Source organism: Mycetocola sp. (assembly GCF_025464835.1).
Classification (GTDB): domain Bacteria; phylum Actinomycetota; class Actinomycetes; order Actinomycetales; family Microbacteriaceae; genus Mycetocola_A.
Genome location: NZ_JAODMP010000053.1, coordinates 1 through 25634, shown reverse-complemented (window position 1 = coordinate 25634; position 25634 = coordinate 1). Strand labels below are relative to the sequence as shown.

At 65.8% G+C, this 25634-nt stretch carries 24 protein-coding genes and 2 tRNA genes; 7 read left to right on the top strand and 19 right to left on the bottom strand.

Annotated features, from left to right (window positions below; all coding sequences use genetic code 11):
- Positions 1 to 33 precede the first annotated feature (33 nt).
- A complete protein-coding gene (locus JWP90_RS06815) occupies positions 34 to 1113 on the bottom strand; it encodes a substrate-binding domain-containing protein (RefSeq protein ID WP_297361518.1) in 1080 nt (359 codons plus the stop codon).
- A 232-nt stretch (positions 1114 to 1345) separates the two neighbouring features.
- On the opposite strand from JWP90_RS06815, the gene JWP90_RS06810 reads away from it, so the two are divergent.
- On the top strand, positions 1346 to 2098 hold the full coding sequence (locus JWP90_RS06810; protein ID WP_297361515.1) for a GntR family transcriptional regulator: 753 nt from the start codon (positions 1346 to 1348) through the stop codon (positions 2096 to 2098).
- Positions 2099 to 2785: 687 nt separating this feature from the next.
- On the opposite strand, the gene JWP90_RS06805 is transcribed toward JWP90_RS06810, so the two are convergent.
- The 7 genes from JWP90_RS06805 to topA form a co-directional block, all read right to left on the bottom strand.
- Positions 2786 to 3232, bottom strand: a complete 447-nt coding sequence (locus JWP90_RS06805) for a hypothetical protein (RefSeq protein ID WP_297361512.1) — start codon at positions 3230 to 3232, stop codon at positions 2786 to 2788.
- 11 nt (positions 3233 to 3243) lie between these two features.
- Positions 3244 to 3474 carry a helix-turn-helix domain-containing protein gene (locus JWP90_RS06800; RefSeq protein ID WP_297361510.1) on the bottom strand — a complete coding sequence of 77 codons (231 nt, stop codon included), beginning with the start codon at positions 3472 to 3474 and terminating at the stop codon, positions 3244 to 3246.
- Between the two features lie 187 nt (positions 3475 to 3661).
- Positions 3662 to 3737, bottom strand: a tRNA-Thr gene (locus JWP90_RS06795).
- Positions 3738 to 3807: 70 nt separating this feature from the next.
- Positions 3808 to 5370 (bottom strand): alpha/beta hydrolase, encoded by a 1563-nt coding sequence (locus JWP90_RS06790; RefSeq protein WP_297361507.1) that lies wholly within the window; start codon positions 5368 to 5370, stop codon positions 3808 to 3810.
- Positions 5371 to 5408: 38 nt separating this feature from the next.
- Positions 5409 to 6551, bottom strand: a complete 1143-nt coding sequence (locus JWP90_RS06785; protein WP_297361504.1) for a DNA polymerase III subunit delta' — start codon at positions 6549 to 6551, stop codon at positions 5409 to 5411.
- Positions 6552 to 6739: 188 nt separating this feature from the next.
- Positions 6740 to 7375: a dTMP kinase gene (gene tmk / locus JWP90_RS06780; RefSeq protein ID WP_297361501.1), complete on the bottom strand. Its 636-nt coding sequence runs from the start codon at positions 7373 to 7375 to the stop codon at positions 6740 to 6742.
- Positions 7375 to 10233 (bottom strand): type I DNA topoisomerase, encoded by a 2859-nt coding sequence (topA, locus tag JWP90_RS06775; RefSeq protein ID WP_297361498.1) that lies wholly within the window; start codon positions 10231 to 10233, stop codon positions 7375 to 7377. Before topA ends, tmk begins: the two co-directional genes overlap by 1 nt.
- A 119-nt stretch (positions 10234 to 10352) precedes the next feature.
- Here topA and JWP90_RS06770 point away from each other — a divergent pair, with 119 nt between their 5' ends.
- Entirely contained in the window at positions 10353 to 10595 is a 243-nt protein-coding gene (locus JWP90_RS06770; protein ID WP_297361495.1) for a hypothetical protein, read from the top strand.
- A 118-nt stretch (positions 10596 to 10713) separates the two neighbouring features.
- Here JWP90_RS06770 and JWP90_RS06765 read toward each other — a convergent pair whose 3' ends face one another.
- The 5 genes from JWP90_RS06765 to JWP90_RS06745 form a co-directional block, all read right to left on the bottom strand.
- Complete coding sequence (locus JWP90_RS06765) at positions 10714 to 11046, bottom strand: Rv3654c family TadE-like protein (protein WP_297361492.1); 333 nt, start codon at positions 11044 to 11046, stop codon at positions 10714 to 10716.
- A 43-nt stretch (positions 11047 to 11089) separates the two neighbouring features.
- On the bottom strand, positions 11090 to 11455 hold the full coding sequence (locus JWP90_RS06760; protein ID WP_297361544.1) for a TadE family type IV pilus minor pilin: 366 nt from the start codon (positions 11453 to 11455) through the stop codon (positions 11090 to 11092).
- A gap of 101 nt (positions 11456 to 11556) precedes the next feature.
- Entirely contained in the window at positions 11557 to 11754 is a 198-nt protein-coding gene (locus JWP90_RS06755; RefSeq protein WP_297361489.1) for a DUF4244 domain-containing protein, read from the bottom strand.
- A 102-nt stretch (positions 11755 to 11856) separates the two neighbouring features.
- Entirely contained in the window at positions 11857 to 12906 is a 1050-nt protein-coding gene (locus tag JWP90_RS06750; protein ID WP_297361486.1) for a type II secretion system F family protein, read from the bottom strand.
- Entirely contained in the window at positions 12903 to 13850 is a 948-nt protein-coding gene (locus JWP90_RS06745; RefSeq protein WP_297361541.1) for a TadA family conjugal transfer-associated ATPase, read from the bottom strand. The genes JWP90_RS06750 and JWP90_RS06745 overlap by 4 nt, the downstream gene beginning before the upstream one ends.
- A 637-nt stretch (positions 13851 to 14487) precedes the next feature.
- On the opposite strand from JWP90_RS06745, the gene acs reads away from it, so the two are divergent.
- Entirely contained in the window at positions 14488 to 16464 is a 1977-nt protein-coding gene (gene acs, locus JWP90_RS06740; protein WP_297361483.1) for an acetate--CoA ligase, read from the top strand.
- A 171-nt stretch (positions 16465 to 16635) separates the two neighbouring features.
- On the opposite strand, the gene JWP90_RS06735 is transcribed toward acs, so the two are convergent.
- The 3 genes from JWP90_RS06735 to JWP90_RS06725 all read right to left on the bottom strand — a co-directional run bounded on the left by JWP90_RS06735 (position 16636) and on the right by JWP90_RS06725 (position 18286).
- A complete protein-coding gene (locus JWP90_RS06735; protein ID WP_297361480.1) occupies positions 16636 to 17469 on the bottom strand; it encodes a type IV toxin-antitoxin system AbiEi family antitoxin domain-containing protein in 834 nt (277 codons plus the stop codon).
- A gap of 197 nt (positions 17470 to 17666) precedes the next feature.
- Positions 17667 to 18128: a RidA family protein gene (locus JWP90_RS06730; protein WP_297361478.1), complete on the bottom strand. Its 462-nt coding sequence runs from the start codon at positions 18126 to 18128 to the stop codon at positions 17667 to 17669.
- The gene (locus JWP90_RS06725; RefSeq protein ID WP_297361475.1) at positions 18128 to 18286 is read right to left on the bottom strand and encodes a hypothetical protein; all 159 of its coding nucleotides are present in this window, start codon (positions 18284 to 18286) and stop codon (positions 18128 to 18130) included. Before JWP90_RS06725 ends, JWP90_RS06730 begins: the two co-directional genes overlap by 1 nt.
- Positions 18287 to 18349: 63 nt before the next feature.
- Between JWP90_RS06725 and JWP90_RS06720 the strand changes: the two genes are divergently transcribed.
- Positions 18350 to 20944, top strand: a complete 2595-nt coding sequence (locus tag JWP90_RS06720) for a transglycosylase domain-containing protein (RefSeq protein WP_297361473.1) — start codon at positions 18350 to 18352, stop codon at positions 20942 to 20944.
- Entirely contained in the window at positions 20944 to 21921 is a 978-nt protein-coding gene (locus JWP90_RS06715; RefSeq protein ID WP_297361470.1) for a metallophosphoesterase, read from the top strand. Before JWP90_RS06720 ends, JWP90_RS06715 begins: the two co-directional genes overlap by 1 nt.
- A 155-nt stretch (positions 21922 to 22076) precedes the next feature.
- On the opposite strand, the gene JWP90_RS06710 is transcribed toward JWP90_RS06715, so the two are convergent.
- Together JWP90_RS06710 and JWP90_RS06705 are read right to left on the bottom strand one after the other, a co-directional pair.
- Positions 22077 to 22150, bottom strand: a tRNA-Pro gene (locus JWP90_RS06710).
- Between the two features lie 82 nt (positions 22151 to 22232).
- Complete coding sequence (locus JWP90_RS06705; protein WP_297361467.1) at positions 22233 to 23531, bottom strand: UDP-glucose/GDP-mannose dehydrogenase family protein; 1299 nt, start codon at positions 23529 to 23531, stop codon at positions 22233 to 22235.
- 217 nt (positions 23532 to 23748) lie between these two features.
- Here JWP90_RS06705 and JWP90_RS06700 point away from each other — a divergent pair, with 217 nt between their 5' ends.
- Positions 23749 to 24018 (top strand): hypothetical protein, encoded by a 270-nt coding sequence (locus tag JWP90_RS06700; protein WP_297361465.1) that lies wholly within the window; start codon positions 23749 to 23751, stop codon positions 24016 to 24018.
- A gap of 38 nt (positions 24019 to 24056) precedes the next feature.
- Here the strand turns inward: JWP90_RS06700 and JWP90_RS06695 are convergent, their stop codons facing one another.
- Positions 24057 to 24812: an EAL domain-containing protein gene (locus JWP90_RS06695; protein WP_297361462.1), complete on the bottom strand. Its 756-nt coding sequence runs from the start codon at positions 24810 to 24812 to the stop codon at positions 24057 to 24059.
- Positions 24813 to 25120: 308 nt separating this feature from the next.
- Between JWP90_RS06695 and JWP90_RS06690 the strand changes: the two genes are divergently transcribed.
- Positions 25121 to 25634, top strand: a 514-nt coding sequence (locus tag JWP90_RS06690) for an alpha/beta hydrolase (RefSeq protein ID WP_297361459.1), incomplete at its 3' end; no start/stop codon positions are given.

Below are 25634 nucleotides of genomic sequence, written 5' to 3'. Positions count from 1 at the left end.
GTGATGTTCCTTGGGCTCGTCGGTCACGCTGGATTACTTGATGGCGGGTGCTTCAGCGTCGTCGCCGGCGGCAGCCGCTTCGATTGCTGCTTCGACACTTGCCTTGTCCCATGGGTAGGCGGCGTACTCGTCAGAGTCCAGCTCGCCGAGCCAGTAGTCCAGGTCCGCCTGCTCGATCTGCAGAAGCGGAAGGACAATCTCCTCGGGAACGTCCTTGCCGTCGAGGACAGCGAGCGCGACATAGATTGCAGCGACGGCCTGCCCTGGATCGGTCAATGCGGCGAACGAGCCGTTCTCGATGCCCTTGTCCTTCCAGAACTGGAGTGACTTGCCGTCGGTGTCGAAGACGACAACGGGAAGTTCACGGCCGGCGGACTCAAAGGCCTGGACCACGCCCATGCCGCCGATGCACCCGGGTACTGCGGCGATGTCCGGGAGAGACCCGAGCACGCCCACGATTTCCTTCTGAGCCGTGCTGCTGTCGCAGAAGCCATTGACCTCAGCTGAGACGGTGACGTCGGGGTAATCCTCGAGGATCTCCAGCTGGCGCGCGTGGAACTCTTCCTCCGGCTGCGACCCGATCACACCGCGGTTGATGACGATGTTGCCGGTGCCGTTGATGGCGTCGAGAGCCGGCTGCAGGGAGACCTCTCCCCACTGGTCGTAAGCGTTGCGGACGATCGTCGCGCAGGGAGCGTCCATATCGGCGTCGAGAACGATCACCGTGATGCCGGCGTCGCAGGCCTCTTCGACGGCCGGGACGAGAGCCGTGGACGAGGCAGGGATGACCATGAGCACGTCAGGGTTCTGCAGGACGAGACTGCGAATCTGCGATGCCTGCTCGGTCGCACTGTTCTCGCCGGGGGCGTTCACCGTGTTGAACTCCGAAACGATGCCGTCTTTCTGAAGCTTCTTCGCCTCTTCCTCGAATTTGTTGATGAGGGTCAGGCGCCAGCCGTTGACGAAGCCATTGCTGAGCGAGATGGAAACGCCTTCAGCCGACCCTCCTCCGGAGCCGGCAGCCTCACTCCCGTCAGCTGAACAGCCGGTGAGGGTCAAAGCAGCGATAGCTGCTGCAGCGACGGTGAACCGTCGCAAGGTACGAAACGACATTGTTTGTCTCCTGATTTTTTCGCGTCTGTGCGGGTTGTGGGCCCGGCCTGCCAGTCAGGTTGCGTCGCCGTGCCGCCGCAACGTTCCCGACCTCCGAGTGGCACTTGTCATGCCCAACTCATCATGACCAGTTAGTAGTGATAAGAATATGTATCCCGACTATCCGTGTCAACTGAGCGTTGCCGGTAGTCTCAAAAGCGCTGCGGCGCAGTAGAAGATGAGGGGGGTGCCGATGTCGAGACCAGTATCGAGGGACGATCGGCTCAACCGTGACGCGGATGAGCCGCTGTGGATGCAACTCGCAACGATTCTCCGTGAGGTGATCAAGGACGGCCTGCTGCGCCCCGACCAGGCCCTGCCGTCGGAGTCCGAGCTCATCGATCGGTTCGGCGTCTCGCGCACCGTCGTGCGTGAGGCTCTGGCAGAGCTTGTGCGTCGAGGCCTCATCTACAAGATCCGCGCGAAGGGCTCCTTCGTCGCCCCCGTCTCCCCTGACCTGAGCTTCATCGGATCGACCCTCGGCTCCTCAGACGATCTGACGGCATCAGGCCGGACGTCATCGACCCACGTGCTCGAGCAGGAGGCGGGGCGGGCAAACACCGATGAGGCCGCGGCCCTCAACATCCCCGCTGGAAGCGATGTTGTGCGCTTACGGCGCCTGAGGTCGGTCGATGGGAAACCGTGGCTACTCGTTCATACGACGCTTCCCCGAGCACTGTTCCCCGGTGTCCTGCGAGCCAATCTCGAGAATCACTCGCTGTACGACCACCTCAGGCGGCACTACGGCGTGTCACCGTCCGGCGCCGACCGCTGGTTGCAGGCGGTGATACCGGAACCCGAGGAGGCCGAGCTTCTTCAGCTCGAACCCGGCATACCCGTCCTTCGCATCGAATCAGTCGCCTGGGACGCCACAGACACCCGTTTCGAATATTACCGGGCGCTGCACCGAAGCGACGAGTCGCGGTTCTACGTCGGTATTCGCTAGGCCTCGCGCTTGACTGTTCGAACTACCGAAGGCCCTCGAGTCACTCGACGACACCGAATGTCTCGGGTTATGGATGCCCTTCGTCCAAATTCACACACTGCACCGGCTTGCGCCCAAGACGGGCGACTCAGGACACGGAATGAACTCGGAACTACGAGACTTCCGCGTCATTCCGGGACCTGAACGGGTCGGGCTAACGTGATCTAAAACACGCGACCTCTTGGAGGTTCAGAACGATTCTGGACGTCTGGGCGATCGGATACAGCCGGTGCGAAGTTCCATCTGCTGCGTCTCGCGTCAGTAACCGGAACGGAAGTAGCCACCTTCGACTGGTGTAGCTCAAACGATTCACGCCGCGGTTTCAAATCTCGAAACACTGCAAAACGGATCCGGCGGGAAGGCCGTTAACGGGCGGCATAACGTCGCCGTGATGCATGGGCCGGCGCTTGAGGTTGTCGTTACGTGATCGCTCGTCGTTTCACCCCGTTAGCGCGTAACGCGGGCCACTCGGAGCAGGGGCGCGTCATGGATCCGTGACCGGTGGCGGCAGCTTGTCGAGAATGGCAGCTGTCGTGGGGGCGGGCGCACTCGACCGCTCGATGTAGTGCTTCTTGGTGATGTGCCTCCCGGAATGAGCGAGCATCTCCGCGGCCGTCTCAGAGTCAGCCTCCTGTCTGATCAGCGTTGCTACGTCTTGCGGAAGGAGTGTGACGTGATCCCGCGATCTGCCAGCCCAGCGTGCTCGAGAATCTGTTTGAATGTCCGGCGTGCGCTGTATGGCGTAATCGGGGTGCCGTACTTGGTGAAGAACAACAGGTGCTCCGGTTCTCGGTGATCGATGGCCGCAAGCCGTCGCTCCGGGGGCGTCTTGATGTCCTCAAGCCACAGCTGCGCATGCGCCACGAAGGGCATGTCCGCCGTCACGGTCTCCCCCGCGGCGCCGGACTGGTCGTGATGGGCGAGCTTGCCCTTGAGTTCGGCAACGGCTTTCGCCTTGGTCGTTCCCCTTACCGCGACTCGACACAGTCGACCGTCCCCGTCGCGCACGCGCGTGCTCGCGGTGGATGATGATCCACTGGCGACCGTACTGATCGAGCCGAAAGTGCCGATCCCGGTGCGGGGCCTACCGGGCATGGCCAGCTCCGTTACGGGTGCACGGCCTGCCGAGCATGGTCGGCTCCGCCTGGGGCGCCGACCGGACCGGACTGGCGATCCAGCCACGCTTGAAACTCGGAGATCCGATACCGCAGTTCACGTCCGACGTGAACGGCTCGCGGGCCGCGACCCGCGGTGCGCAGGTCGTCGAGGGCCTGCGGGGCGACGCCGAGATACTCGGCGAGCTCGCGAGTGGAGATCAGACGCTCGAGCCCGGTCATGGTGGATTCTTCGTGCATACCAAACAGGTGCGCACGATCACCCGAGACGTTCCGCGACCACCCGTGATGGGGCGTTGCGATACGGAGAAACATGCCTCGGAGCACCAATTGTGGCGAATAAATGGCCACTCTATCTAGATTTCCGCCCCTTCCGGGACGGCCGAATTCCTGATCTATCAGGTGAAAATGGAGCCGCCTGTGGGAATCGAACCCACGACCTTTTCATTACGAGTGAAACGCTCTGCCGACTGAGCTAAGGCGGCGTGCGAAATCGAGGCGACCCGAAGGTTGCTGCGACGCACAGCTACCGATCTTACCCGGTGTTTGGGATGGTTACGAACACATCGGGTCAGTCGCCGGGATGATGCCGTCGATCAGGTAACTATCAACGACGTTGTTCACGCAGTCGCTGCCTTTGTTGTACGCGGTGTGTCCTTCACCCTGGTAGGTCACGAGCACCCCGCTCTCGAGCTCGTCGGCAAGAGCCTCGGCCCAGATGTATGGCGTGGCCGGGTCGTTGGTCGTTCCGATCACGAGGATGGGGGCGGCGCCTTCGGCGTGGATCTCGTTGCGTTCGGCGCCGTCCGGATAGGGCCAGTTGGCGCATCCGATGTCGCCGTAGCCGAAATACGGACCGATCACCGGTGCCGCCTGGGCCAGCTGCGCGGCCTCGGCGGCCATCCGGACCGGGTCGGCGTTGTAGGTGTAGTCCCTGCAGTTGTATGCGGCGAACGCTTCGCTTGAGTTGTCGGCGTATGTGCCGTCATCCGCCCGGCCGTTGTAGGCATCGGCGAACGTGAATGCGTACTCGGCGTTGCCGTTCATGACGGATGCCAGCATCTCGCTCAGCAGCGGCCAGCCCTGGTCAGGAGAGTAGAGCGGGTAGATGATGGCCGTGAGCAGCGAGTTCGAGCCGAGCATCCGGCCGTCGGTGTTCTTGATCGGAGTCGCGTTGACGGATGCCAGAAGCGCGCCGATCGTGGAAAGCGCCTCCTCGGTGCTTCCGGTGAACGGGCAGTCCCGAGACCCGATGCAGTTGTCGAGGTAGGCGGCGAGGGCGCTCTCGAAGCCCTTGGCCTGGGTCTCATTCACCTCGTAGCTGCTCGACGCCGGGTCGATCGCGCCGTCGAGCACGAGCCGGCCGACCTTCTCCGGGTACAGTTCCGCATAGGTCGCGCCGAGGAACGTGCCGTACGAGTAGCCGAGGTAGTTCAGGGTCTTATCGCCGAGCACCGCACGGAGAAGATCGAGGTCACGGGCGGCGCTGACGGTGTCGACGAACTCGAGCGGCTCGCCGGTGTTCGCCGCGCACGCTTCGCCGAACTGCTTCGCGCTCGCTGTGACCTCAGCGATCCACGCGTCACTGCCCCGCTCGGCGTCGGGGATACCGTACAGGTACTCATCCATTTCGGCCGGTTCGAGGCATGACACCGGGGTGGAACGGCTCACCCCGCGCGGGTCGAAGCCGACGATGTCGAAGTTGGCCTGCAGCCGGGCGTCTGTGGCGAAGTCGACACTGTCTGCCACGAGATCGAATCCGGAAGCACCGGGGCCACCCGGGTTGACCAGCAGCGAGCCGATCGGGTCGCCGCCCGCCGACTTGCGTACGAGGGCGAGCTCGATGTCACCGGCTTCCGGGTTCTCCCAGTCCATCGGCGCCGTCGCCGTCGTGCACTGCATTCCCTCCTCACAGCTCTCCCACTCGAGTTGCTGCTCGTAGAACGGCCGGACGTTCTCCGCGACGCGCTCGCCGGTGGGGGTGGAGGTGGTCGCTCCGCCGCCGACGGCGGGGAAGAAGGCGGTGACGCATCCGCTGAGGGTCAGCGCCAGCCCGACCGGCAGCGCGAGAAACGCCATCCGGGTGCGGCGGCGGATGCTGCGGGTCGAGTCGGTCACTGGCTGTTCTCTCCTGCGGTGTCTGAGGCGGAGCACGGTCAGCGGATGGCCGTGACGAGCATTGCTTCGAGGGCGAGAGCCGGGGCGACGTTACCCTCGATGCGCTGGCGGGCCTGCTGGATGGCATCCATCGTCGCCATCGTCTCGGCGGGGTTACTCTCCTGACCGGCGGCGGTCAGCGCGGCCGACAGCTCACGGTTGATGATCGTCTCTGAACGGCCGAGCTGCAGCATGATGATGTCGCGGTACAGCGAGAGCAGGTCGACGAGGATGCGGTCGAGCCCGTCGCGCAGGCTGCGCGTCGCACGCCGCTTCTGGTCCTCTTCCAGCCCGCGGATTTGCGAGCGCAGCGCCGGCGGCAGGGTCTGCCCGGGCTCCACACCGAGGGAACGGAGGGCGTGCTCGCGCTCCTCAGCGTCACGTTGCTCGGTGTACGCTTTCGCGTCGTCGCCGGCGATGGCGAGCATGCGTGCGGCGGCGAGCACCGCGTCGGACACCGAACGGATGCCGAGTGCTGCTGTCAACGTTTCGTCACGCCTGGCGCGGGCGCCGGCATCCGTCGCCAGCCGGTGGGCCATGCCGACGTGCGACTGGGCCTGGCGGGCCGCGCGTTCCGCGAGCTCCGCGTCGACGCCGTCGCGGCGGACGATGAGTTCGGCGACTTCGGTCACGTCGGGCACGCGCAGACGGATGGCGCGGACCCGGGACCGGATCGTCGGGATGAGGTCGGCCTCGCTGGGTGCGCAGAGCACCCATACGGTCCGCTCCGGTGGCTCTTCGAGCGCTTTGAGCAGCACGTTGGAGGTGCGTTCCGCCATCCGGTCGGCGTCTTCGATGACCATCACGCGGTATCGGCCGACCGCGGGAGAGAACTGTGAGCTGCGCACCAGTTCGCGCACCTCATCGATTTTGATGATGACGTTCGGAGTGGCGAGGACGGTGAGGTCCGGGTGGGTGCGGGCGTCGACCTGCGCCGCTGTGACCGGGTCGCCGTCAGGGTCGCGGCTGAGGAGCGCGGCGGCGAACGCATAGGCAAGGTTCGAGCGGCCGGAGCCAGGCGGGCCGGTGATGAGCCACGCGTGAGTCATGGCACCGTGGGCTTCTCCCCCGCGGTCGGCGGCGGCGTCGCGCAGCAGGGAGACAGCGTCGGTCTGCCCGATGACATCGTCCCAGTTGGCCATGGTTCCAGCCTACCGGCGACCGCTGACGTGCTGGCGGCATCCGTTCGCCCAGTCCTGCGCCGATTCAGGCGCGCCCCGATTTCGGGACTGCCCCTCAAATTCAGCAGAACCGGGCCGACACGCCGTAGGGGAGCGCTCTCCCGTCGGCGTGTCGCGAGAATCTCCGGAATTTGGGGGGGGTAGGACGGCTAGAGGAGGGTCGAAACCCGCGAACGGATGCTCTCCGCGAGCGTCGCGACGGCATCCGTCGCGTCCAGGACGAGGAAGCGGTCAGGCTCCGCCTGCGCCAGCTCCAGGTACACCTGCCGCACCCGGCGGTGGAACGAGGACGCCTCCGCCTCGAGCCGGTCGAACCGGGTTCGGGCTGAGTCCAGGCGCAGGCGGGCCGCGTCCTCGTCGAGGTCGAGCAGCACCGTCAGGTCAGGCAGAAGCCCTCCGGTCGCCCACCTGGACAGGTCACGGACCTCGCCGATGCCCAGGTCACGCCCTGCACCCTGGTACGCGAGAGACGAGTCGATGTACCGGTCCTGAAGCACCACCGCACCCCGCTCAAGAGCCGGACGCACCTTGGTCGCGATGTGATGAGCCCGGTCGGCGGCGTAGAGCAGCGCTTCGGCGCGCGGAGCGATGTCACCCCGGTGGTGCAGCACGATCTCGCGGATCTCCACGCCGACCTCGGTGCCTCCTGGCTCGCGGGTGCGCACGACCTCACGGCCCTGCTCCTGAAGCCAGGACTCGAGCTCAGCGGCCTGCGTGGACTTGCCGGAGCCGTCACCACCCTCGAGGGTGATGAACAGCCCGGCGTACGAATCCGTCAGGCCCATTACTCTGCCGCGGCCGGCTTGCGTGCGGCGGGCTTCTTCGCTGTGGCTGTCGAGACGCCAGTCTTCGAGGTCGCTGCAGCCTTCTTCGCGGCGGCAGCGGTCGGCTTCTTGGCGGCCGGCTTCTTGGCAGCGGGCTTCTTGACGGCAGCTTTCTTGGCCGGCGCCTTCTTGCGCGGAGCGGCAGGCCCCTTGGCGCGCTTGTCGGCGAGCAGCTGAACAGCACGGTCGAAGTCGACGTCCTCAACGGACTCGGCCTTCGGGATCGTCGCGTTGGTTTCACCGTCGGTGACATACGGGCCGAACCGACCGTCCTTCACCTTGATCGGCTTGCCGCTGACCGGGTCAGCCTCGAACTCCTTGAGCGCGCTTGACGCGCGGCGGTTGCCGTACTTCGGCTGCGCGAAGATCTCGAGCGCTGCTGGCAGGTCGATCTCGAAGATCTGGTCTTCGTTCTCGAGCGACCGGGAATCCGTGCCCTTCTTCAGATACGGTCCGAACCGGCCGTTCTGTGCGGTGATCTCGGCTTCGGTCTCAGGGTCGAGGCCAACCACGCGCGGTAGCGACAGCAGCTTGAGCGCGGTGTCGAGGTCGACCGAATCGAGCGACATCGATTTGAAGAGGGATGCCGTCCGCGGCTTGACCGCTGCAGCCTTCTTCTTCGCCGGCGCCTTCTTCTTCGGCGCATCCGTCACTTCACCGGTGGCGGTGTCGACGACGGGTTCTTCCTCGGGCTCTGGTTCCAGCTCGGTCACGTACGGCCCGAACCGGCCGTCCTTCGCGACGATCTCCTTGCCGTTCTCCGGGTTGACGCCGATCACGCGGTCGGTGAGCACGGGCGCGTCGATCAGTTCCTGCGCCTTGGCGAGGGTCAGCTCGTCCGGGGCCAGATCCTCGGGGATGTTGATCCGGCGCGGCACTGCCGGTTCGCCGTCCGCCTGGGCTGGTGCCGAGGCATCCGTCACCTCGAGGTACGGGCCGTACTTGCCGATGCGGATCGTGATGGCGTCGTTCAGACGCAGCGAGTTGATCTCGCGGGCGTCGATATCGCCGAGGTTGTCGACGACGGTGCGGAGTCCGCGGTGCTGATCGCTGCCGAAATAGAAGGACTTCAGCCAGTCGGTGCGGTCCTGCTCGCCGCCGGCGATCCGGTCGAGATCCTCTTCCATCTCAGCGGTGAAGTCGTACTGCACGAGGTCGTTGAAGTGCTCCTCGAGCAGCCGGACGACGCTGAACGCGATCCACGACGGGATGAGCGCCTGGCCACGCGCGGTGACGTACCCGCGGTCGGTGATGGTCGCGATCGTCTGCGCGTAGGTGGACGGGCGCCCGATGCCGAGCTCTTCGAGCGCCTTGACGAGGCTCGCCTCCGTGTAGCGCGGGGGCGGTGAGGTCTCGTGGCCTTTGGCGTCGACGTCGGTCAGGCTCAGCGACTGGCCCTCGGTCAGCGGCGGCAGTTTGGCTTCGCGGGCGGCGTTGTCGCTCGCGTTGCGTTCTTCGTCCTGGCCTTCTTCGTAGGCGTGGAGGAATCCGCGGAACGTGATGACGGTTCCGGATGCCGTCAGCTCGACTCGCTTGCCTTCTGCATCCGCTTCGATGGTCACCGTTGCGGTCTGGCCCTTGGCGTCGGCCATCTGGCTGGCGACGGTGCGCTTCCAGATCAGCTCGTAGAGCTTGAAGTCCTGGCCGCGGAGGCTGCCGCTGAGCGAAGAGGGGGTGCGGAAGGAGTCACCGGATGGGCGGATGGCCTCGTGGGCTTCCTGCGCGCTCTTGTTCTTGCCGCTGTACAGGCGGGGTTTGTCCGGCACGGTGTCTGCGCCGTACAGCGCAGTCGCCTGGTCGCGGGCGGCCTTGACCGCCTGGCTGGAGAGCGACGGCGAGTCGGTACGCATGTAGGTGATGTACCCGTTCTCGTACAGAGACTGGGCGACGCTCATCGTCTGCCGGGCTGAGAAGCGCAGCTTGCGGGCGGCTTCCTGCTGCAGGGTCGACGTGGTGAACGGTGCGGCTGGACGACGCGAGTACGGCTTCGACTCGACCTTCGACACGACGGCGGATGCCCCGGGTGCGGCGAGGGCTGCGGCGATCGCCTGGGCGGACTGCTCGTCGAGGGGAACGGCCTTGCTGGTGAGCTTGCCGGTGTCGTCGAAGTCGCGGCCGGTGGCGATTCGTTCACCGTCGATGCGCACGAGGCGGGCCTCGAAGCGGCTGGCGTCGGCGTCGGGGGCGGCCTGGGCGGTGAGTCCCCAGTACTCGGCAGCGGTGAAGGCGAGACGTTCGCGTTCCCGTTCGACGATGAGGCGGGTCGCCGCTGACTGGACCCGGCCGGCCGAGAGACTCGGGCCGACTTTGCGCCACAGCACGGGCGAAATCTCATACCCATATATACGGTCGAGGATCCGCCGGGTTTCCTGGGCGTCGACGAGAGCGACGTCGAGGTCGCGGGTGTTGCCCACTGCCTCGAGGATGGCGTCCTTGGTGATCTCGTGGAAGACCATCCGCTTGACGGGAATCTTGGGCTGGAGGACCTGGAGCAGGTGCCAGGCGATGGCTTCACCTTCGCGGTCCTCATCCGTTGCGAGGAGGAGCTCGTCGGCGTTCTTCAGCGCTCGTTTGAGATCCGCTACCGTCTTCTTCTTATTCTCGGAAACCACATAGAACGGCTCGAAGTCATTCTCGATGTCGACGGCGAACTTGCCGAACGCGCCCTTCTTGAGCTCAGCCGGAAGATTTTTCGGTTCGGCCAGGTCACGAATGTGCCCTACGGAACTCAGTACCTCATAGCCGTCGCCGAGGTACCCGGCGATCGACTTCATTTTGGTCGGCGACTCTACAATGACCAACGTTTTTGTGCCTGGCACCCGACTCCTTTCGTCGTGCACACCATACACACCATTCCCGCGTGTCGACCTAATCAGCCGGCGCCGTCACATCCGCGAGCCCCTCTTGATAACGGAACGATAAAGAGCAGAATAAGGCTATGAGTGCATCAGCGACCAGGACCTATACCGCAAAGCTCACGGACGGGCCGCTCGAGGGAAAGACCCTCTCAGCGGACTTCCTCGACTCGGGTGATCCGCGTCCTACCGTTGACATCGCTGCGGCGGGCGGCAAAACGTACGTCTATGCGCGTACGTCCGGGCAGGAGTTCGAATTGGAGGACTCCGACCGCCCCAGCGCCGTGGACTACCGGTACCTGACGACCAACTTCGACGAGGCGTAGGCCAGCCCTTCGGGGCCTCAGACGACCGCGGCGCCCTCTGATCACCGGCGGCCGGCGACCACCGGCGACCACCGGCGGCCGGCCGATCACCGGCCGCCGCCCGCCGCCGACCCGGGCGTCACCCGGGTGATGGTCCGGCCCGTGAGCCCACGCTCACCAGAACACCGAGCACCTGCCGTGTCGCCGTCACCCTCACGTCCAGTCCGTTCACCGCGCACTCGCCCAGTGTGGCCCCGTTGAGCCGGGCCGCTTCTGCCGCGTTCGCGCAGGGATAGCCGGCGACCAGCCCCGATGCCGTGTCAGCGGCGGCGAGCGCGGCCGCATCGGCTGCGTTCGCCGTGAGCTGGCGCGTCATCAGGGCGGCGTTCAGCGGCAGAACAAGCCCAGCGAGCATCAGCACGGATGCCACAAGCGCGACGGCGAGCACAGACCCGGACCCCCGCTCCGCCACCGTTCGCGCGCCGTCCTGTCTCTTCGCCTGACCTCCATCCACTTCACAGCCCGCCGGCGAGGGCGCAGCCTGAGGCGCGGACCCGCACGCCGGCCAGCGCAGCCGGGCCGAAACCCGCCGGGGCGCTGAGCTGAACACAGACGAAGTCCCCGCTCGTCGATGTGCTCATCGACGTGCTCATCGCGGCGGAAGACGCAACCCGGTGCACCCGGGCGGCGGCGACGGCGTGGGAGTCGCCGCGAGCCAGCGTGCGGGCGGCGTCTGCCGCGGCATCCGTCAACCGCACCTGCTGAGACGCCACCTGGATGGCGCCGAGGCAGCAGGCCAGCACGAGCACCACGACCGGAATCGCCACGGCGAACTCGGCGGCAGCAGCACCCTTATCTGTCGGCGGCGCTTGCCCGGGTATTCGTGGTGTCAGGCCAGGCCTGCGAGGCTCGGCCGACCATCGGGACCGCCGGCGGCGCCCGGCCCCAACCGGGTCGCCGCCGAACCCTGTGACGTTCATGATCAGCCGTTGACGGTCAGCGCCCGGCGGATGAGGTCGGTGAGGATTCCGCGCACTTCATCGGAGCGCATGATCGCCACGAGCAACCCGGCGAACCCCACGGCGGCCATCGTCGCAATGGCGTACTCCGCCGTGGCCGCTCCGGTGTCGTCTGCCAGCCTGCTTCGTACCCACTCGGCGTGTTCCCGTAATCGCGCCATGTCGTTGTTCTCCTTCGGTATTCGGATCTCTATCGGCGCGAGTACGTCCATCCTTGCCTCGCTGGCGTGTTGCGAACGGGTTGCTGGGGAACGGTGGAACGGTCATCCGATTCCGCGCACGGTGGAGGAGAGGACGCTGAGCAGGAGCGGCGCGACACCGACGAGCATGAATGCCGGCAGAACGCACAGGCCGAGCGGGAGCATCAGCCGTGTGGCGAGCGATGCTGCCGCCTGCTGGGCGTTCGACCTGGCGTCGCGCCTGGTCTGGTCCGCTTCACCGCGGAGCAGGTCCGCCGCAGGCACGCCCGCCGCACGGGACAAGGCCAGCACCCCGGAGATCGCTGCGTCATCCCGGTCGTGCTCGTGGTCGACGGCGAAACGCCCGCCCCGCTCGGCCGGGTCAGCCGGTCCGAACTCGGCGAGCGCGGTCGTCACTATGCCGACCGCCCGGTCCACCGACGCACCGGACGACATCGCGATCGCGGTGAGGTCGATCGCCAGGCCAGGGGCGGTCGACCCGGGCGTCGCCCGGCGCACCATGGCGCTCGACCACCGCCACGCGGCGAGCATGAGCAGCGCCGCCCCGGTCAGACAGACGAGGCCCGGCACGGTTCCGACGAGTGTGCCGAGGGTGTCGAAGCCGAGCATAAGGCCGAAGATCAGCCCGACGACCGGGAGCGCCAGAACGAGCCGCGAGGTGGACCGCGGACCGGCGAGCGCAGCATCGATGTCGCGTTGTGCCTGACCGAGAGCACGCTGGGACCGCGCGAGTTCCTGGAGGCATCCGGCCAGCGGCGCGCCGGTCTCGATGGCTACCGACAACGCCGCCGCAACGGGAAGCCAGGCCGCCGCGGCCGCGGAGTCGCCGTTCCTGCCCACTGATCGCCTGCGCGCACCTTCTGGGGTGTGCCTGGCCGCTCCCGCGATGGCGACGGCGACGTCCGTGCCGGCTCTCGCCGCGTCTGCGGCGGCGGTGAGCACCTCGAGGATCCGCGCGGGATCACGGCCGCTCCGCCCGTGCCGCGAGACGTCACCGGAGCTGAGGTACCCCCACGCCGCCGACGGCGGTACCCCAGCGGCAAGCAGGACAGCGAGACGCTCAGTGACTGCCGCAACGCGTTCGATCGGCGGCGTACGGTCCTTGTCGCTCATGGCATCCCGGACTCGGACCGGATCGTGAGCTTGCCGCTCCCGTCGATCCCGAATCGGCCGACCCGGTCCAGTCGCCGAACTCCGTCTGCCTGCTCCAGATGCAGGACCAGGCCGATGGCACTCACCGTTTGCCGAGCGACGGCATCCGGCGTCATCCCGGCGAGCGCGCCGAGCGCCTCCAGCCGTGCGGGTACGTCCTCCAGCGAGTTCGCGTGCAGGGTTCCCGCACCGCCGTCATGCCCGGTGTTCAACGCCGCGAGCAGCTCCCGCACCTCGGCACCCCGGCATTCACCGACGACGAGCCGATCCGGCCTCATCCGGAGCGCTTCCCGCAGCAACCGCTCCAGGCCGATCGCCCCTGCCCCTTCGAGGTTGGCCTGGCGGGATTCAAGCGACACGACGTGCGGATGCTCCACACCGAGTTCCGCAACGTCCTCGATCGCGACGATCCGTTCGTCGTTCGGCGCTTCTGCCAGCAACGCACCGAGGAGAGTTGTCTTTCCGGAGCCGCCCGCGCCGGTGACAAGAAGGTTGACGCGATCGGAGACGGCCGCACGCAGGCGAGCCACGACGCCGACCGAGTCGTCGCCGAACATGCCGGCCTCGGCGAGGTCGGCGAGCCGGAACCGGCGGACCTGCGGCACACGAATGCTCAGCAGTGTTCCGCCGACGGATACTGGCGGAAGCACCGCGTGCACGCGGATGCCGCCTTCCAGCCGCACGTCGACACAGGGCGTCGCCTCGTCGATGTGGCGTCCGCCGAGTGCGATGAGCCGCACCGCAAGTTCCCGCAGCGGACGTTCCGCCATCGACCAGGCCGCGTCGCGCTGCGGCCCCGAGCCCCGATCGATCCACAACCCGCCGCGCCCGTTCACGAACAGGTCAGTCACATCTGCTGCCATGAGATAGGGAGCGAGCGGACCGAATTCAGCAGCCGTGCGCATCCGGGCGAGCCGCGCGTCATCGAGTGTGTGCAAGGAAGGCCCTGCCCGGATGCCGCTCGGGGAGAACGCCTGGAAAGCGCCGATGACCGGCGACTCACTGCCCCGCCCCTTCGGTTCACCGTCACCCTCCGGCAGGACGGCACGGACCGCTGGCGCCCTCGCGCGGGTGAAACCGGGAAGGAGGCCCAGCGCCGGTTGGGCGACGAATCGGTCGGTCATGCGACCCAGACTAGGGAGCGGGACGGGCGCGCGGTCGGGGCCGGAGTCATCCGTGGAAAGCCCGAGAAGAATCGGTCCAGGTGAGGGAATCCGCGTCGCATCGAGCGACCCGGAAATTGAGAGGGCGACACCCATTGGGGGGAATGGATGCCGCCACACGCGACGCTCGATTGGGGGGAATCTGTACGTCGCACGCACGAATTTAGAATTCGGCCGAGCCCAAGTGTACGCGCAAAATGCCGCTATGCAAGACCTGCGGAGGCGATTCGGGTCCCCCAAAGAGTGGACCCGTCGTAAGCGCCGGAAAACCGGCGCCAAACACCCCCCAAGAGGGGCCACGAGGATCGGAGTACAGTCTGTAGAAGTCACACCAGTTCTCATTGCCGTGAACCGTCGCAAAGGAGCGAGTAGCCACAAGATGAATACGCAGATCGACAATCTCCTGCACGAATACCGCAAGTTTCCGCCGAGCGAGGAGTTCGCGAGAAACGCCGTCGCCACAACCGAGCTTTACGAGGAGGCGAAGGCCGACCGTCTGGAGTTCTGGGCCCGGCAGGCACGTGAGCTGCTGGACTGGGAAACTCCCTTCACCCGCACCCTCGACTGGTCGAACCCGCCGTTCGCCAAGTGGTTCGACGACGGCCGCCTGAACGTCGCATACAACTGCCTCGACCGCCACGTGGAGGCCGGCAACGGCGACCGGGTCGCGTTACATTGGGAGGGCGAGCAAGGAGACAGCCGCACGGTCACCTACGCGGATCTCACGGCGGAGGTCAAGCGCGCCGCCAACGTTTTGTCGGGCTTGGGCATCGGCGAAGGCGACCGCGTCGCCATCTACCTCCCGATGATCCCCGAAGCGGTCGTCGCGATGCTCGCCGTCGCTCGCCTCGGCGCTGTGCACTCGGTGATCTTCGGCGGATTCAGCGCCGACAGCATCCGTTCGCGGGTTGACGATGCGAGCGCGAAGCTCGTCATCACTGCTGACGGCGGGTGGCGCAAGGGCAAGGTCTCGGCGCTGAAACCGGCGGTGGATGCCGCGCTGCAGGCCCGCGGCGACCTCGGCCCGCAGGAGACGGTCACCAACGTGCTCGTCGTCAAGCGCGGCGAGAACGAGATCGACTGGACCGACCGCGACCTGTGGTGGCATGAGGAAATGGCCAAGGCCGAGCCCGAGCATGTGGCGCAGTCGTTCCCCGCCGAGAACCCTCTGTTCATCCTGTACACGTCCGGCACGACCGGCAAGCCGAAGGGAATCCTGCACACGTCGGGCGGCTACCTCACCCAGTGCGCCTTCACCCACAAGATCGTCTTCGACCTCAAGCCGGAGTCCGACGTCTACTGGTGCACGGCCGACATCGGCTGGGTCACCGGTCATAGCTACGTCGTCTACGGGCCTCTCGCGAACGGCGCCTCCCAGGTGCTGTACGAAGGCACGCCAGACACGCCCCATCCCGGGCGCTGGTGGGAGATCATCGAGAAGTACAAGGTGACGACCTTTTACACGGCGCCCACCGCCATCCGTTCGTTCATGAAGCTCGGGCGGAAGATTCCGAAGCAGTTCGACCTGTCATCGGTGCGCCTGCTCGGCTCGGTCGGTGAACCGATCAACCCTGAAGCGTGGATGTGGTATCGCAAGGTGATCGGTGGGAAGGCCGCACCGGTCGTTGACACCTGGTGGCAGACCGAGACCGGCGCGATCATGATCTCGGCGCTCCCCGGCATCACCGAAACGAAGCCCGGCAGTGCCCAGGTGCCGATCCCCGGCATCAACGTCGACGTGGTGGACGACGACGGCCACCATGTCGGCACCGGCAACGGCGGGCTGCTCGTCGTGGCCGAGCCGTGGCCGTCGATGCTGCGTGGAATCTGGGGCGACCCGGAGCGGTTCAAGGAGACCTACTGGGAGAAGTTCGGCGACAAGCACCTGTACTTCGCCGGTGACGGGGCCCGGCTCGATCACGACAGCGACATCTGGCTGCTCGGCCGTGTGGACGACGTGATGAACGTCTCGGGACACCGACTCTCGACGGCGGAGATCGAGTCAGCGCTCGTCGCGCATCCGTTCACCGCTGAGGCCGCTGTTGTCGGCGCTCACGATGACACCACCGGCCAGGCCGTCGTCGCGTTCGTCATCATCAAGGAGAGCATGCTCGAGGAGTCGGCTGCGGTGGAGGACATCGCTGCGGTTCTGCGGGCGCACGTCGGCGAGCAGATCGGGCCAATTGCGCGGCCTCGTGACGTGTTCATCGTGAACGAGCTGCCCAAGACCCGGTCGGGGAAGATCATGCGTCGCCTGCTGCGCGATGTCGCAGAGGGCCGGGAGGTCGGTGACACGACCACGCTGGCCGACACGACGGTGATGCAGATCATCACGGGGCAGGTGACGGCGAAGTAGGCAGCGCACGATTTGCAGGAGATCGCACGGTTAGCAGGACAAAGTGCTTATAAGCATCCTGCAAACCGTGCGATCTCCTTGTAATCTGCCGTCCGAGCGTGCTCGCGCTCGTCGCCGATTGGAGCGTGGCGGATGCCAACGGCTGGTGCATACACGGGCGGATGCTGCTCTTCACGCCAGGTGTAATCCTTGCGCCATTGCGGAGAGAACGGTCGCCTCGACATAGGTCCACCTGCCGAGCACCTGCGCATAGTCGAACCGGAAAACGGTGTAGCCTCTCAAGATCAGCCGGCCGTCCTGCCGGAGATCCCGGCGCCGCTGGTCCGCGTTCGAGTGCGGGCCGTAGCCGTCGATCTGCAGAACAAGCCGATCCCCGATCAGCCCATCGACCGGGTGGTCGTCGATGATGACCTGTTGTCGCACGACGATTCCGATCCGCGCGAGTCTGAGCCGCGGGATCGATTCGATGCCCGAATCGGAAAACTCACTCGCCGCTTCGCGAGCGCTGGCGAATCGCGTCGATTTCGATGCGATTCGCTGCAGGTGACCGGCGCTGATCTTTCTGAGCCTCAACGCCGAGTCCAGAACCACGACCGCTGTCTCGAATGGCTGGCATTCAGCTACGCGCACCAAAACGTTCTCGAACGGATCGACGAGCTTCCGACGATTGGTCGAGACAGGACCAGTCGCCCAGTGAGGCTTCACACCAGTGGGAAGCACCAGAGAGTTTGCGTGAGGTGGCACCGCAAGGTGCGTGACGTTGTCTGCGACCGTCCAGAGACCGATGCGCTTGGCAGCGGTGAGGCACGTGAGGCGCCCGCCGACGCTGGCCGCGAGGCGCAGTAGAGGATCGCAGTCCGGCAGGGCGAGCCAGTCCCGCCGCACGCGGGTGACAAGCCCTGAGCGCACCGCTCCCCGGATCGCGTATTTGGAAGCACCAGCGTGAAGGACGTCCTTGGTGTGGGCAATCTGGCCGTGAGTCCTGAGCCACTCCGCAATGTCCATCTGTCGACGGTGGCGGAACCGCCACCTCTATGGCGGCCCCACCTCCCAAATGTGGGATCCGCGGCGCAGGTGTCGGCGTGTGGAGGATCCGCGCATGAAGCCGGAAAAAAGGAGATCGCACGATTAGAAGGACCGAATGCTGGGAAGCATCCTGCTAACCGTGCGATCTCCGCTCAAGCGTGCGCCGAAAGCGCGCCTCAAGCGAACGCGACGACGAGTTCCACTTCGACCGGGGCGTCCAGCGGCAGCACCGCAACGCCGACAGCGGAGCGCGCGTGGATGCCGGAGTCACCGAAGACGTCACCGAGCAGCGTCGATGCTCCGTTGATCACTCCGGGCTGGCCCGTGAAAGACGGGTCGGATGCCACGAAGCCGGTGACCTTGACGATCTGGGTGATCCGGTCGAGAGAGCCGATCACCTCGTGGATGGCGGCGAGCGCGTTGAGTGCGCTGGTCGCCGCGTAGGCCTGCGCGTCCTCGGCTGAGACCGAAGCACCGACTTTGCCGGTGGCCGGGAGTGCACCGTCAACGAAGGGCAGCTGGCCGGATGTGTAGACGAGGTTCCCGTGCACGACAGCGGGAACGTATGCGGCAACCGGTGCCGCCACGGCGGGAAGGGTGAGCCCAAGCTCAGCGAGCCGGTCGGCGATTCGCGACATCAGGCATCCGCCACTGGGCGCTTGAGGTACGCAACGAGACCACCTTCAGGTCCGTTGACCACCTGCACGAGTTCCCACCCATCGCTGCCCCAGTTGTTGAGTATGGCGGCGGTGTTATGGATCATCAACGGGGTGGTGATGTACTCCCAGCGGGGCATATTTTCCTCTTGTTTCGTGCGGGTAGGGGTGCTTTTACAGATTTGTCACTTATTGTCGATCCTATGCCTGAACAAAAACGCACGGCTAGAGGTGTGCTCGGGGGGTTCCTTGGCTTCATCGGTCTGAGTGTCGCCGCCGGCCTCCTCGTCACTGCTGCCATCACACCTGCCCTCGCCGTAACCGGCGTCACAGCGAACAACGCCATCAGCGTGTTCGACGGGCTTCCTGACTACCTCAAGGTCGGCAAGACCATGGAGAAGACGAACATCTGGGCGACCGCCTCAGACGGTCAGCAGACCCTCCTCGCGTCGTTCTTCGACCAGAACCGCGAAGAAGTGACCTGGGAACAGGTTTCCCAGTACGCCAAGGACGCCGCCGTCGCGGCTGAGGACCCCCGCTTCTACACTCACGGCGGAATCGACGTCATGGGGACGACCCGCGCCATCCTGAGCACGTACATCGGCGGTGACACCCAGGGCGGCTCGTCGATCACCCAGCAGTACGTGAAGAACGTGCTGGTGCAGCAGTGTGAGATCGATTCAGGCAGCCAGGAAGAACTCGACGCCTGCGCCAATGAGGCGACCACGGCAGACGGTATGGAGGGCGCCGGCCGCAAGCTCAAGGAGATGCGGTACGCCATCGGGGTTGAGAAGGACTACAGCAAGGACGAGATCCTGCTCGGGTACCTCAACATCGCCAACTTCGGCGCGCGCACCTATGGCATCCAGGCCGCATCCACGTACTACTTCGGCGTCAACGCCGCTGACCTGAACATCGAGCAGGCGGCGACGCTCATCGCAATCGTCAACTACCCGTCCTCCTTGCGGATCGACCTTCCGGAGAGCGAGTCGAACGGCGCTGCAAACGGCTATGCCATGACCCTCGACCGCAGGAACTACGTCATCGGCAAGATGCTCGCCGAGGGCAAGATCACCCAGGAACAGCACGACGCAGCGCGCGCGGTTCCGGTCACCCCAGCCATCAACCCGCCGAGCACCGGATGCCAGACGGCAGGCGACAGCGCCTACTTCTGCGACTACGTGACCAGGATCGTCAAGAACGACCCCGTGTTCGGCGAGACTCCTGAGGACCGCGCGGCGACGCTGCGACGCGGTGGGCTCCAGATCTACACCACTCTCGACCTCGACCTGCAGGCTGCGTCCGCCGCCGCCATCAACGAATACCTCCCGAAGTCGATGGAGAGCGTTCGCATCGGTGGCGCGGCTGTAACCGTTCAGCCGGGCACGGGTCGTGTCCTCGCGATGGCCCAGAACAAGACCTACAGCAACGACTCGGACAAGACGTCTCCCGGTGGCGAGTTCACGTCGGTGAACTACAACACCGACTACAAGTACGGCGGCTCGAGCGGCTTCGACGTTGGATCGACCTTCAAGTCGATGATCCTGCTCGACTGGCTCAAGAACGGGCACTCGCTTCGCGAGTCGGTCAGCGGTGAGAAGCGGACGTTCACCAGGTGGACGGACAGCTGCTCAGGCAACTACACCAAGTCGTACACGCCGGTGAACTACGACGGCACGAGCCCAGGCATGATCACCCCGATCGAGGCATCCAAGCGATCGGTGAACACCGCGTTCATCGCCATGGCGCAGAAGCTCGACATGTGCGAAATCTTCCAGACCGCAGCCGACATGGGCGTGCACCGCGCCGATGGTGAAGACCTCCAGCGGCACCCTGCAACGCTCCTCGGGTCGAACGAGATCGCCCCACTGTCCCTCGCAACGGCTATCGCCGGTATCGCGGCACAGGGCCTCTCCTGCACCCCTGTCGCGATCGACAAGATCACCGGCCCCGACGGAGAAGAGATCGCTGCGCCGAAGAGCCAGTGCACCCAGGCGGTGACCCCCGAGGTCGCAAACACCGCTGCCTTCGCCCTGGAGACCGTCTTCGAGAGCGGCGGAACCGCAGCCCGCGCCGCCGTCCCCGGAGCACCCCTCATGGGCAAAACCGGGACCGCTGATGAGGCTCGCCACTCGTGGATCACCGGTGGAACCACAGAGGCCGTCACCTCGCTCTGGGTCGGCAACGTCGTCGGCGACTCCAGCATGTACGACGTCCGCGTCAAGAAGGGGGTGTCGGGCTTCAGCGCCAAGTTCGGGATCTTCTCCGGCATCCTGCGCTCATCGATCGCCAAGTACGGCGGAGAGAGATTCGCGGCACCCGACGACGCCCTGATCCGCGCCAAGCAGATCAGGGTCCCGGATGTCACGGGCCAGTCGGTCGAGGCAGCGAAGACAGCGCTCTCCCGCGCCGGCTTCAGCACCCAGGTGGGTTCGCCCGTCGCCTCGCGCATCGGCGCTGGACTCGTCGCCTCGACAAGTCCAGGGGCCGGAGCATCCGTCTCCACCGGCTCGACCATCACCATCCAGCCGTCGACCGGTACCGCTCCTCGGGCACCTGAGGCGCCCGGGGAAGACCAGCCGCAGGCCGGCACTGTTCCCAACGTTGTCGGTAAGTCGCCGGATGCCGCGCGCAGCGAGCTGGCAGCGGCGGGATTCAACAACGTCAAGGATGCCTGTCAAGCCGCCCCGGGTGGGGCATCCCTTCCCGAAATCGTGACGGCGCAGAATCCAGGGCCGGGTACCGAGACGGATCCAGCCGGTGAAGTGACCATCACGGTCCTGAAACAGAAGTGCTAGTGCCCAGGACCGCTCGCGGCCGAGGGGCCGGGGGTGCGTTGGGCGCGCTCGCGCTCGCCGGTGCCGCGGCATTCGCCTGGGGCTCGCTTGTCGAACGCCGGCTCTTCACCCTGCGTCGCGAAACCGTGCCCGTGCTTCCCAAGGGCGCGGAACCCGTCACGATCCTGCACCTCAGCGACCTCCACATGGCGCCGTGGCAGCACGACAAGCAGGCGTGGATTCGGTCCCTCGCGCTGCTGAAGCCTGACCTGATCGTCGACACCGGTGACAACCTCGGGCACGAAGACGGCATCCCGGGTGTTGAGCGTGCGTTCGCCGAGTTCGGCGGCATCCCCGGCCTCTACGTCCACGGCTCCAACGACTACTTCGGCCCCATGCGCAAGAACTGGCTGCGCTACTTCACCGGCCCCTCGAGCGCCGGCCGAGGGCCGCAGAGCCCGCGCAAGCGCAACCTCGACACGGCCCGCCTTGACACGTTCTTCGCAGACGCCCTCGGCTGGCAGAACCTCAACAACGCGGTCGGAAGTGTCATCGTGAATGGCACCCGGTTCGACGTCTTCGGGGTCGACGACCCGCACATCGGCGCGGACCGGTTGGACCTGCTGACGGGCCTGCTTGACAGCCAGCAGGACGACGAGACGCTTGATACCTCGGATGCCGGCCTGCAGCACGTTGTTCACATCGGCGTCGTCCACGCGCCGTACCAGCGGGTCCTGAACTCCTTCCTCAACCATGGAGCCGACCTGATTCTCGCTGGGCACACCCACGGTGGGCAGGTCTGCGTGCCCGGTTACGGCGCACTGGTCACGAATTGCGATATCCCGCGAACCCAGGTCAAGGGGCTGAGCTTGTGGCGCCACGCGCTCCGCTCGGCGTTCCTGCACGTCAGTGGTGGCCTCGGCACGTCGATCTATGCCCCGGTTCGCTTCGCGTGCCGACCTGAAGCGACCCTGCTGACCCTCGTCGCCCGGGACTGACCGCGCACGTCGGCCGCCTCGTCCGAGGGTCTTTCTGAAGCCAGGCGGACCCGTGCGATGCGGGCTGCCTGGCCGCCTGGGGGCTGCCGGGCTGCCGCTGCGCGAGGGCAACAAAAAGACCGCCCGGCTCCTTGCGGAACCGGACGGTCTGACTGTCGGGGTGGCGGGATTCGAACCCACGACCTCTTCGTCCCGAACGAAGCGCGCTACCAAGCTGCGCCACACCCCGATGGCCCTGAGGCCTCAATAAGAATAGCCGATAAATTGCGGCTTCGACGACGGCCGGGAGCCCGCACCCGAGGCTGACGGCGCTAGGGGCGCCCGAGGCCCCGGTAAGTCCAGCCGGCCGCCCGCCAGGTGTCGGCGTCGAGGGCGTTCCGGCCGTCGACGAGAATCGGATGCGCGACCTTCGAGGCCACCGACGACGGGTTCAGCGCGCGGTACTGCTTCCACTCGGTGAGCAGCACGACAGCGTCGGCTCCATCGAGGGCCTCGTCGAGGGTCCCGAAGGAGAGTTGCGGATGCAGGCGCCTCGAGTTGGGGATCGCCTCAGGGTCTGTGGCGACGACGTGTGCGCCAAGCCCGTGCAGCTGCACGGCGACATCGAGGGCGGGCGAATCTCGCACATCGTCGCTGTCGGGTTTGAATGCGAGGCCGAGCACGGCGACCTTCTTGCGGAACACGCTCCCGCCGAGCTCTTCGACGACCATGTTCACGGCGCGTTGGCGCCGGCGCAGGTTGATCGCGTCGACCTCCTTGAGGAAGGCGACGGACTCGCCGCGACCGAGTTCCTCCGCCCGTGCCGTGAACGCGCGGATGTCTTTGGGCAGGCATCCGCCACCGAACCCGACGCCGGCGTTGAGGAACTTGCGGCCGATCCGCACGTCGTAGCCGATGGCATCCGCCAGTTGGGTGACGTCGGCGCCGGTGACTTCGGCGATCTCAGCCATCGCGTTGATGAAGGAGATCTTGGTGGCGAGGAACGCGTTCGCCGCGACCTTGACGAGTTCCGCTGTCGCGTAATCGGTGACGACGACGGGAGTGCCCGCCGAGACCGCCGTGGCGTACACCTCGTTCAGGAGGTCCACGGATGCCGTCTGGCCGTCTGCGATTCCATACACGAGCCGGTCGGGGGTGACGGTGTCCTTGACCGCGTAGCCTTCGCGCAGGAACTCCGGGTTCCAGGCGAGCATCGCACCGGTAGGCTCCACGAGCTTCGCGAGCCTGGCAGCGGTTCCGACGGGCACCGTTGACTTACCGACCACCAGCTCCCCGGAGGCCACATGGGGCATCAACGAAGCGAAAGCCGCGTCGACATAGGTGAGGTCCGCTCCCCCGCCCGTTCTCAACTGGGGTGTGCCGACGGCGACGAAATGCACGAGGCTCCCCGCCGCATCCGCAATGTCTGTGCTGAACCGCAGCCGTCCAGAGGCCAGGCCGCCGGCGAGCAATTCGGGCAGGTCCGGCTCATAGAACGGTGGCCGGCCGGCGGCCAGTGCTTCGATCTTCTCGGCGTCGACGTCGATTCCGACAACGTCGTGCCCGAGGGAGGCCATCGACGCCGCATGCACGGCACCGAGGTAACCACAGCCGATCACAGAGATTCTCATAGTGTCTTGAGCCTACCGAGCGCGGATGAACGGTCGGTGGATGAGCGTCATACGGTCAGCCGGCCCCGCGCTGCTTGGGTTGTCGCAGCGGCGAACTATCCCGGCTGGCGCTTCCGAATGCAAGCCCTGCCCCATTGTCAAAAAGTTCAGATCGGAGCCGGTAGCGTAGTGATTTGTGCGCCGTCCAGCCGGCGCAAGCACAGACAGGATGATTCGAGTGATCGTACACAGGTTGACCGTTGACGGCCGGGACTACTTTCTCCCAGACCCCGTCACTGAACTGCGCTCCAAGATTCTCGCGGCGATCCAGGCCGGCGGCGGCTACGTGAACATTCCGCCGCTGCGCGGGGGCCCTGGCCTCGACATTCTTTTCTCGCCGGGCATGCCCGTGGTCTGGAGCCAGATCGACGTCGGCGGGGAGCACAACGGCGCAGAAGCCGCCGCCAGCGCGAATGGCGCACTCGAGGACGACGCGTTCGGCCTGTAGCCTGCTTCTGCGTCGTCGCGAACGCGTTGGCGACGACGCTAGGCGAGCGCGTGGTCGAGCATCTCGTCGACCTTGCCGACGGGCATCGGCCGTCCGAAGAGATAGCCCTGCGCCCGGTCGCACCGCATGTGACGGACCCGCTCGAGCTGCTCCTCCGTCTCGACGCCCTCAGCGACGACTCGAACGCCCCGTTCCTGCAGGAGCGCGACGGCCAGCGCGATCAGTTCGCCCCCGACCGATTGCGCCTGGATGAGCGACCGGTCGATCTTCAACTCCGTGATCGGAAGGTCCTGGAGTTGCGCCAGTGACGAATACCCCGTGCCGAAATCGTCGAGCGCGATTCCGAGCCCGAAGGACTTAAGATGCGCGAGCCTCGTCGCCACATCCTTCAGATCGGCGATGAGCTGAGATTCAGTGATCTCGATCGTGAGGACGCCCTCGGGCAGCGCGAAGGTGTCAAGCAGATCGTGCAATTGGGCGAAGACGCCCGGTTTTGCGAGCTGAATTGCTGAGACGTTCACTGAGACGTCAAGCTTGAAGCCACGATCACGCCACCGCGCAGCGTGACGGCATCCCTCCCTCAGCATGAACGCGCCTATCTCGTGGATAGCGCCGGTGTCTTCGGCCGCCGGGATGAAGACCAGCGGAGACACCATTCCCCTTACCGGGTGTTGCCACCGTGCCAGAGCCTCGACGGCGGCGATCCGGCCGGTCTCGACGTCAACCTGCGGCTGGAACCAGGCAAGGATCTCACCGCGGTCCACCGCTCCGTGAAGCTCGCTCCCGATGCTCACTCGATGCTGCCGTTCGGGAGCGCGCGGCGCGGCACGGCGAGGTTCGGTTGGCGGCGTCGGCAGCTGGACATACCCTCATGGTTGTTCGAGATCGACCAGAAATCTACGCTCATCCTCCTGCGGGGTTTGTGCGTATAATCCGCTCCTCGCGGCGCACCTTCTTTCCACCGCAGCTTTATACATGAACTAGATCGCGATGTGAACCCCCCGTTATAAATTGGGGACACCGGTACCCTCCGCTACGATTTTGGTTGTTTTACCGAGGACCAGGATCTGGCTGCCTCTCCGTTTCAACGATCAGGAGTGTCTTGCCCACCGACCAGCTGAGCCCGGTTCAGCAGCGCAACAACGTCACCGTTTCGGGGAACCCGGCCGGGCGGCCGATGGTCTTCGCACACGGCTTCGGTTGCAGCCAGGAGATGTGGAGTGCCGTCGCTCCCTCCTTCGAAGAGGACTACCACGTGGTCCTGTACGACCAGGTGGGAGCGGGAGGCTCCGACCTCAGCGCCTACGACGCAGGGAAGTACGACTCCCTCCACGGCTATGCAGAGGACCTCCTCGACATCCTTGACGACCTTGACCTGCATGACGCTGTTTTCATCGGGCACTCCGTGAGCGCGATGATCGGTGTCCTCGCCGCCGTGCGGAAACCCGACCGCTTCGGCGCGTTGATTCTCGTCGGGCCCTCTCCCCGGTACATCAACGCCGGGGACTACTTCGGCGGTCATGAGCAGGAGGACATCGACTCCCTTCTGGACGCACTGGATTCCAACTATCTTGGCTGGTCCTCAACGATGGCGCCTCTGATCATAGGCAACCGCG

Bases quoted from the DNA above. Each gene is read 5' to 3' on its own strand.
- JWP90_RS06745 (WP_297361541.1), bottom strand. From the start codon at position 13,850: ATGCGCACGGCTGCTGAATTCGGTCCGCTCGCTCCCTATCTCATGGCA.
- JWP90_RS06770 (WP_297361495.1), top strand. From the start codon at position 10,353: ATGAGTGCATCAGCGACCAGGACCTATACCGCAAAGCTCACGGACGGG.
- JWP90_RS06810 (WP_297361515.1), top strand. From the start codon at position 1,346: ATGTCGAGACCAGTATCGAGGGACGATCGGCTCAACCGTGACGCGGAT.
- JWP90_RS06725 (WP_297361475.1), bottom strand. From the start codon at position 18,286: ATGCCCCGCTGGGAGTACATCACCACCCCGTTGATGATCCATAACACC.
- JWP90_RS06785 (WP_297361504.1), bottom strand. From the start codon at position 6,551: ATGGCCAACTGGGACGATGTCATCGGGCAGACCGACGCTGTCTCCCTG.
- JWP90_RS06750 (WP_297361486.1), bottom strand. From the start codon at position 12,906: ATGAGCGACAAGGACCGTACGCCGCCGATCGAACGCGTTGCGGCAGTC.
- tmk (WP_297361501.1), bottom strand. From the start codon at position 7,375: ATGGGCCTGACGGATTCGTACGCCGGGCTGTTCATCACCCTCGAGGGT.
- JWP90_RS06805 (WP_297361512.1), bottom strand. From the start codon at position 3,232: ATGCCCGGTAGGCCCCGCACCGGGATCGGCACTTTCGGCTCGATCAGT.
- JWP90_RS06720 (WP_297361473.1), top strand. From the start codon at position 18,350: ATGCCTGAACAAAAACGCACGGCTAGAGGTGTGCTCGGGGGGTTCCTT.
- JWP90_RS06735 (WP_297361480.1), bottom strand. From the start codon at position 17,469: ATGGACATTGCGGAGTGGCTCAGGACTCACGGCCAGATTGCCCACACC.
- JWP90_RS06705 (WP_297361467.1), bottom strand. From the start codon at position 23,531: ATGAGAATCTCTGTGATCGGCTGTGGTTACCTCGGTGCCGTGCATGCG.
- acs (WP_297361483.1), top strand. From the start codon at position 14,488: ATGAATACGCAGATCGACAATCTCCTGCACGAATACCGCAAGTTTCCG.
- JWP90_RS06755 (WP_297361489.1), bottom strand. From the start codon at position 11,754: ATGGCGCGATTACGGGAACACGCCGAGTGGGTACGAAGCAGGCTGGCA.
- JWP90_RS06815 (WP_297361518.1), bottom strand. From the start codon at position 1,113: ATGTCGTTTCGTACCTTGCGACGGTTCACCGTCGCTGCAGCAGCTATC.
- JWP90_RS06800 (WP_297361510.1), bottom strand. From the start codon at position 3,474: ATGACCGGGCTCGAGCGTCTGATCTCCACTCGCGAGCTCGCCGAGTAT.
- JWP90_RS06730 (WP_297361478.1), bottom strand. From the start codon at position 18,128: ATGTCGCGAATCGCCGACCGGCTCGCTGAGCTTGGGCTCACCCTTCCC.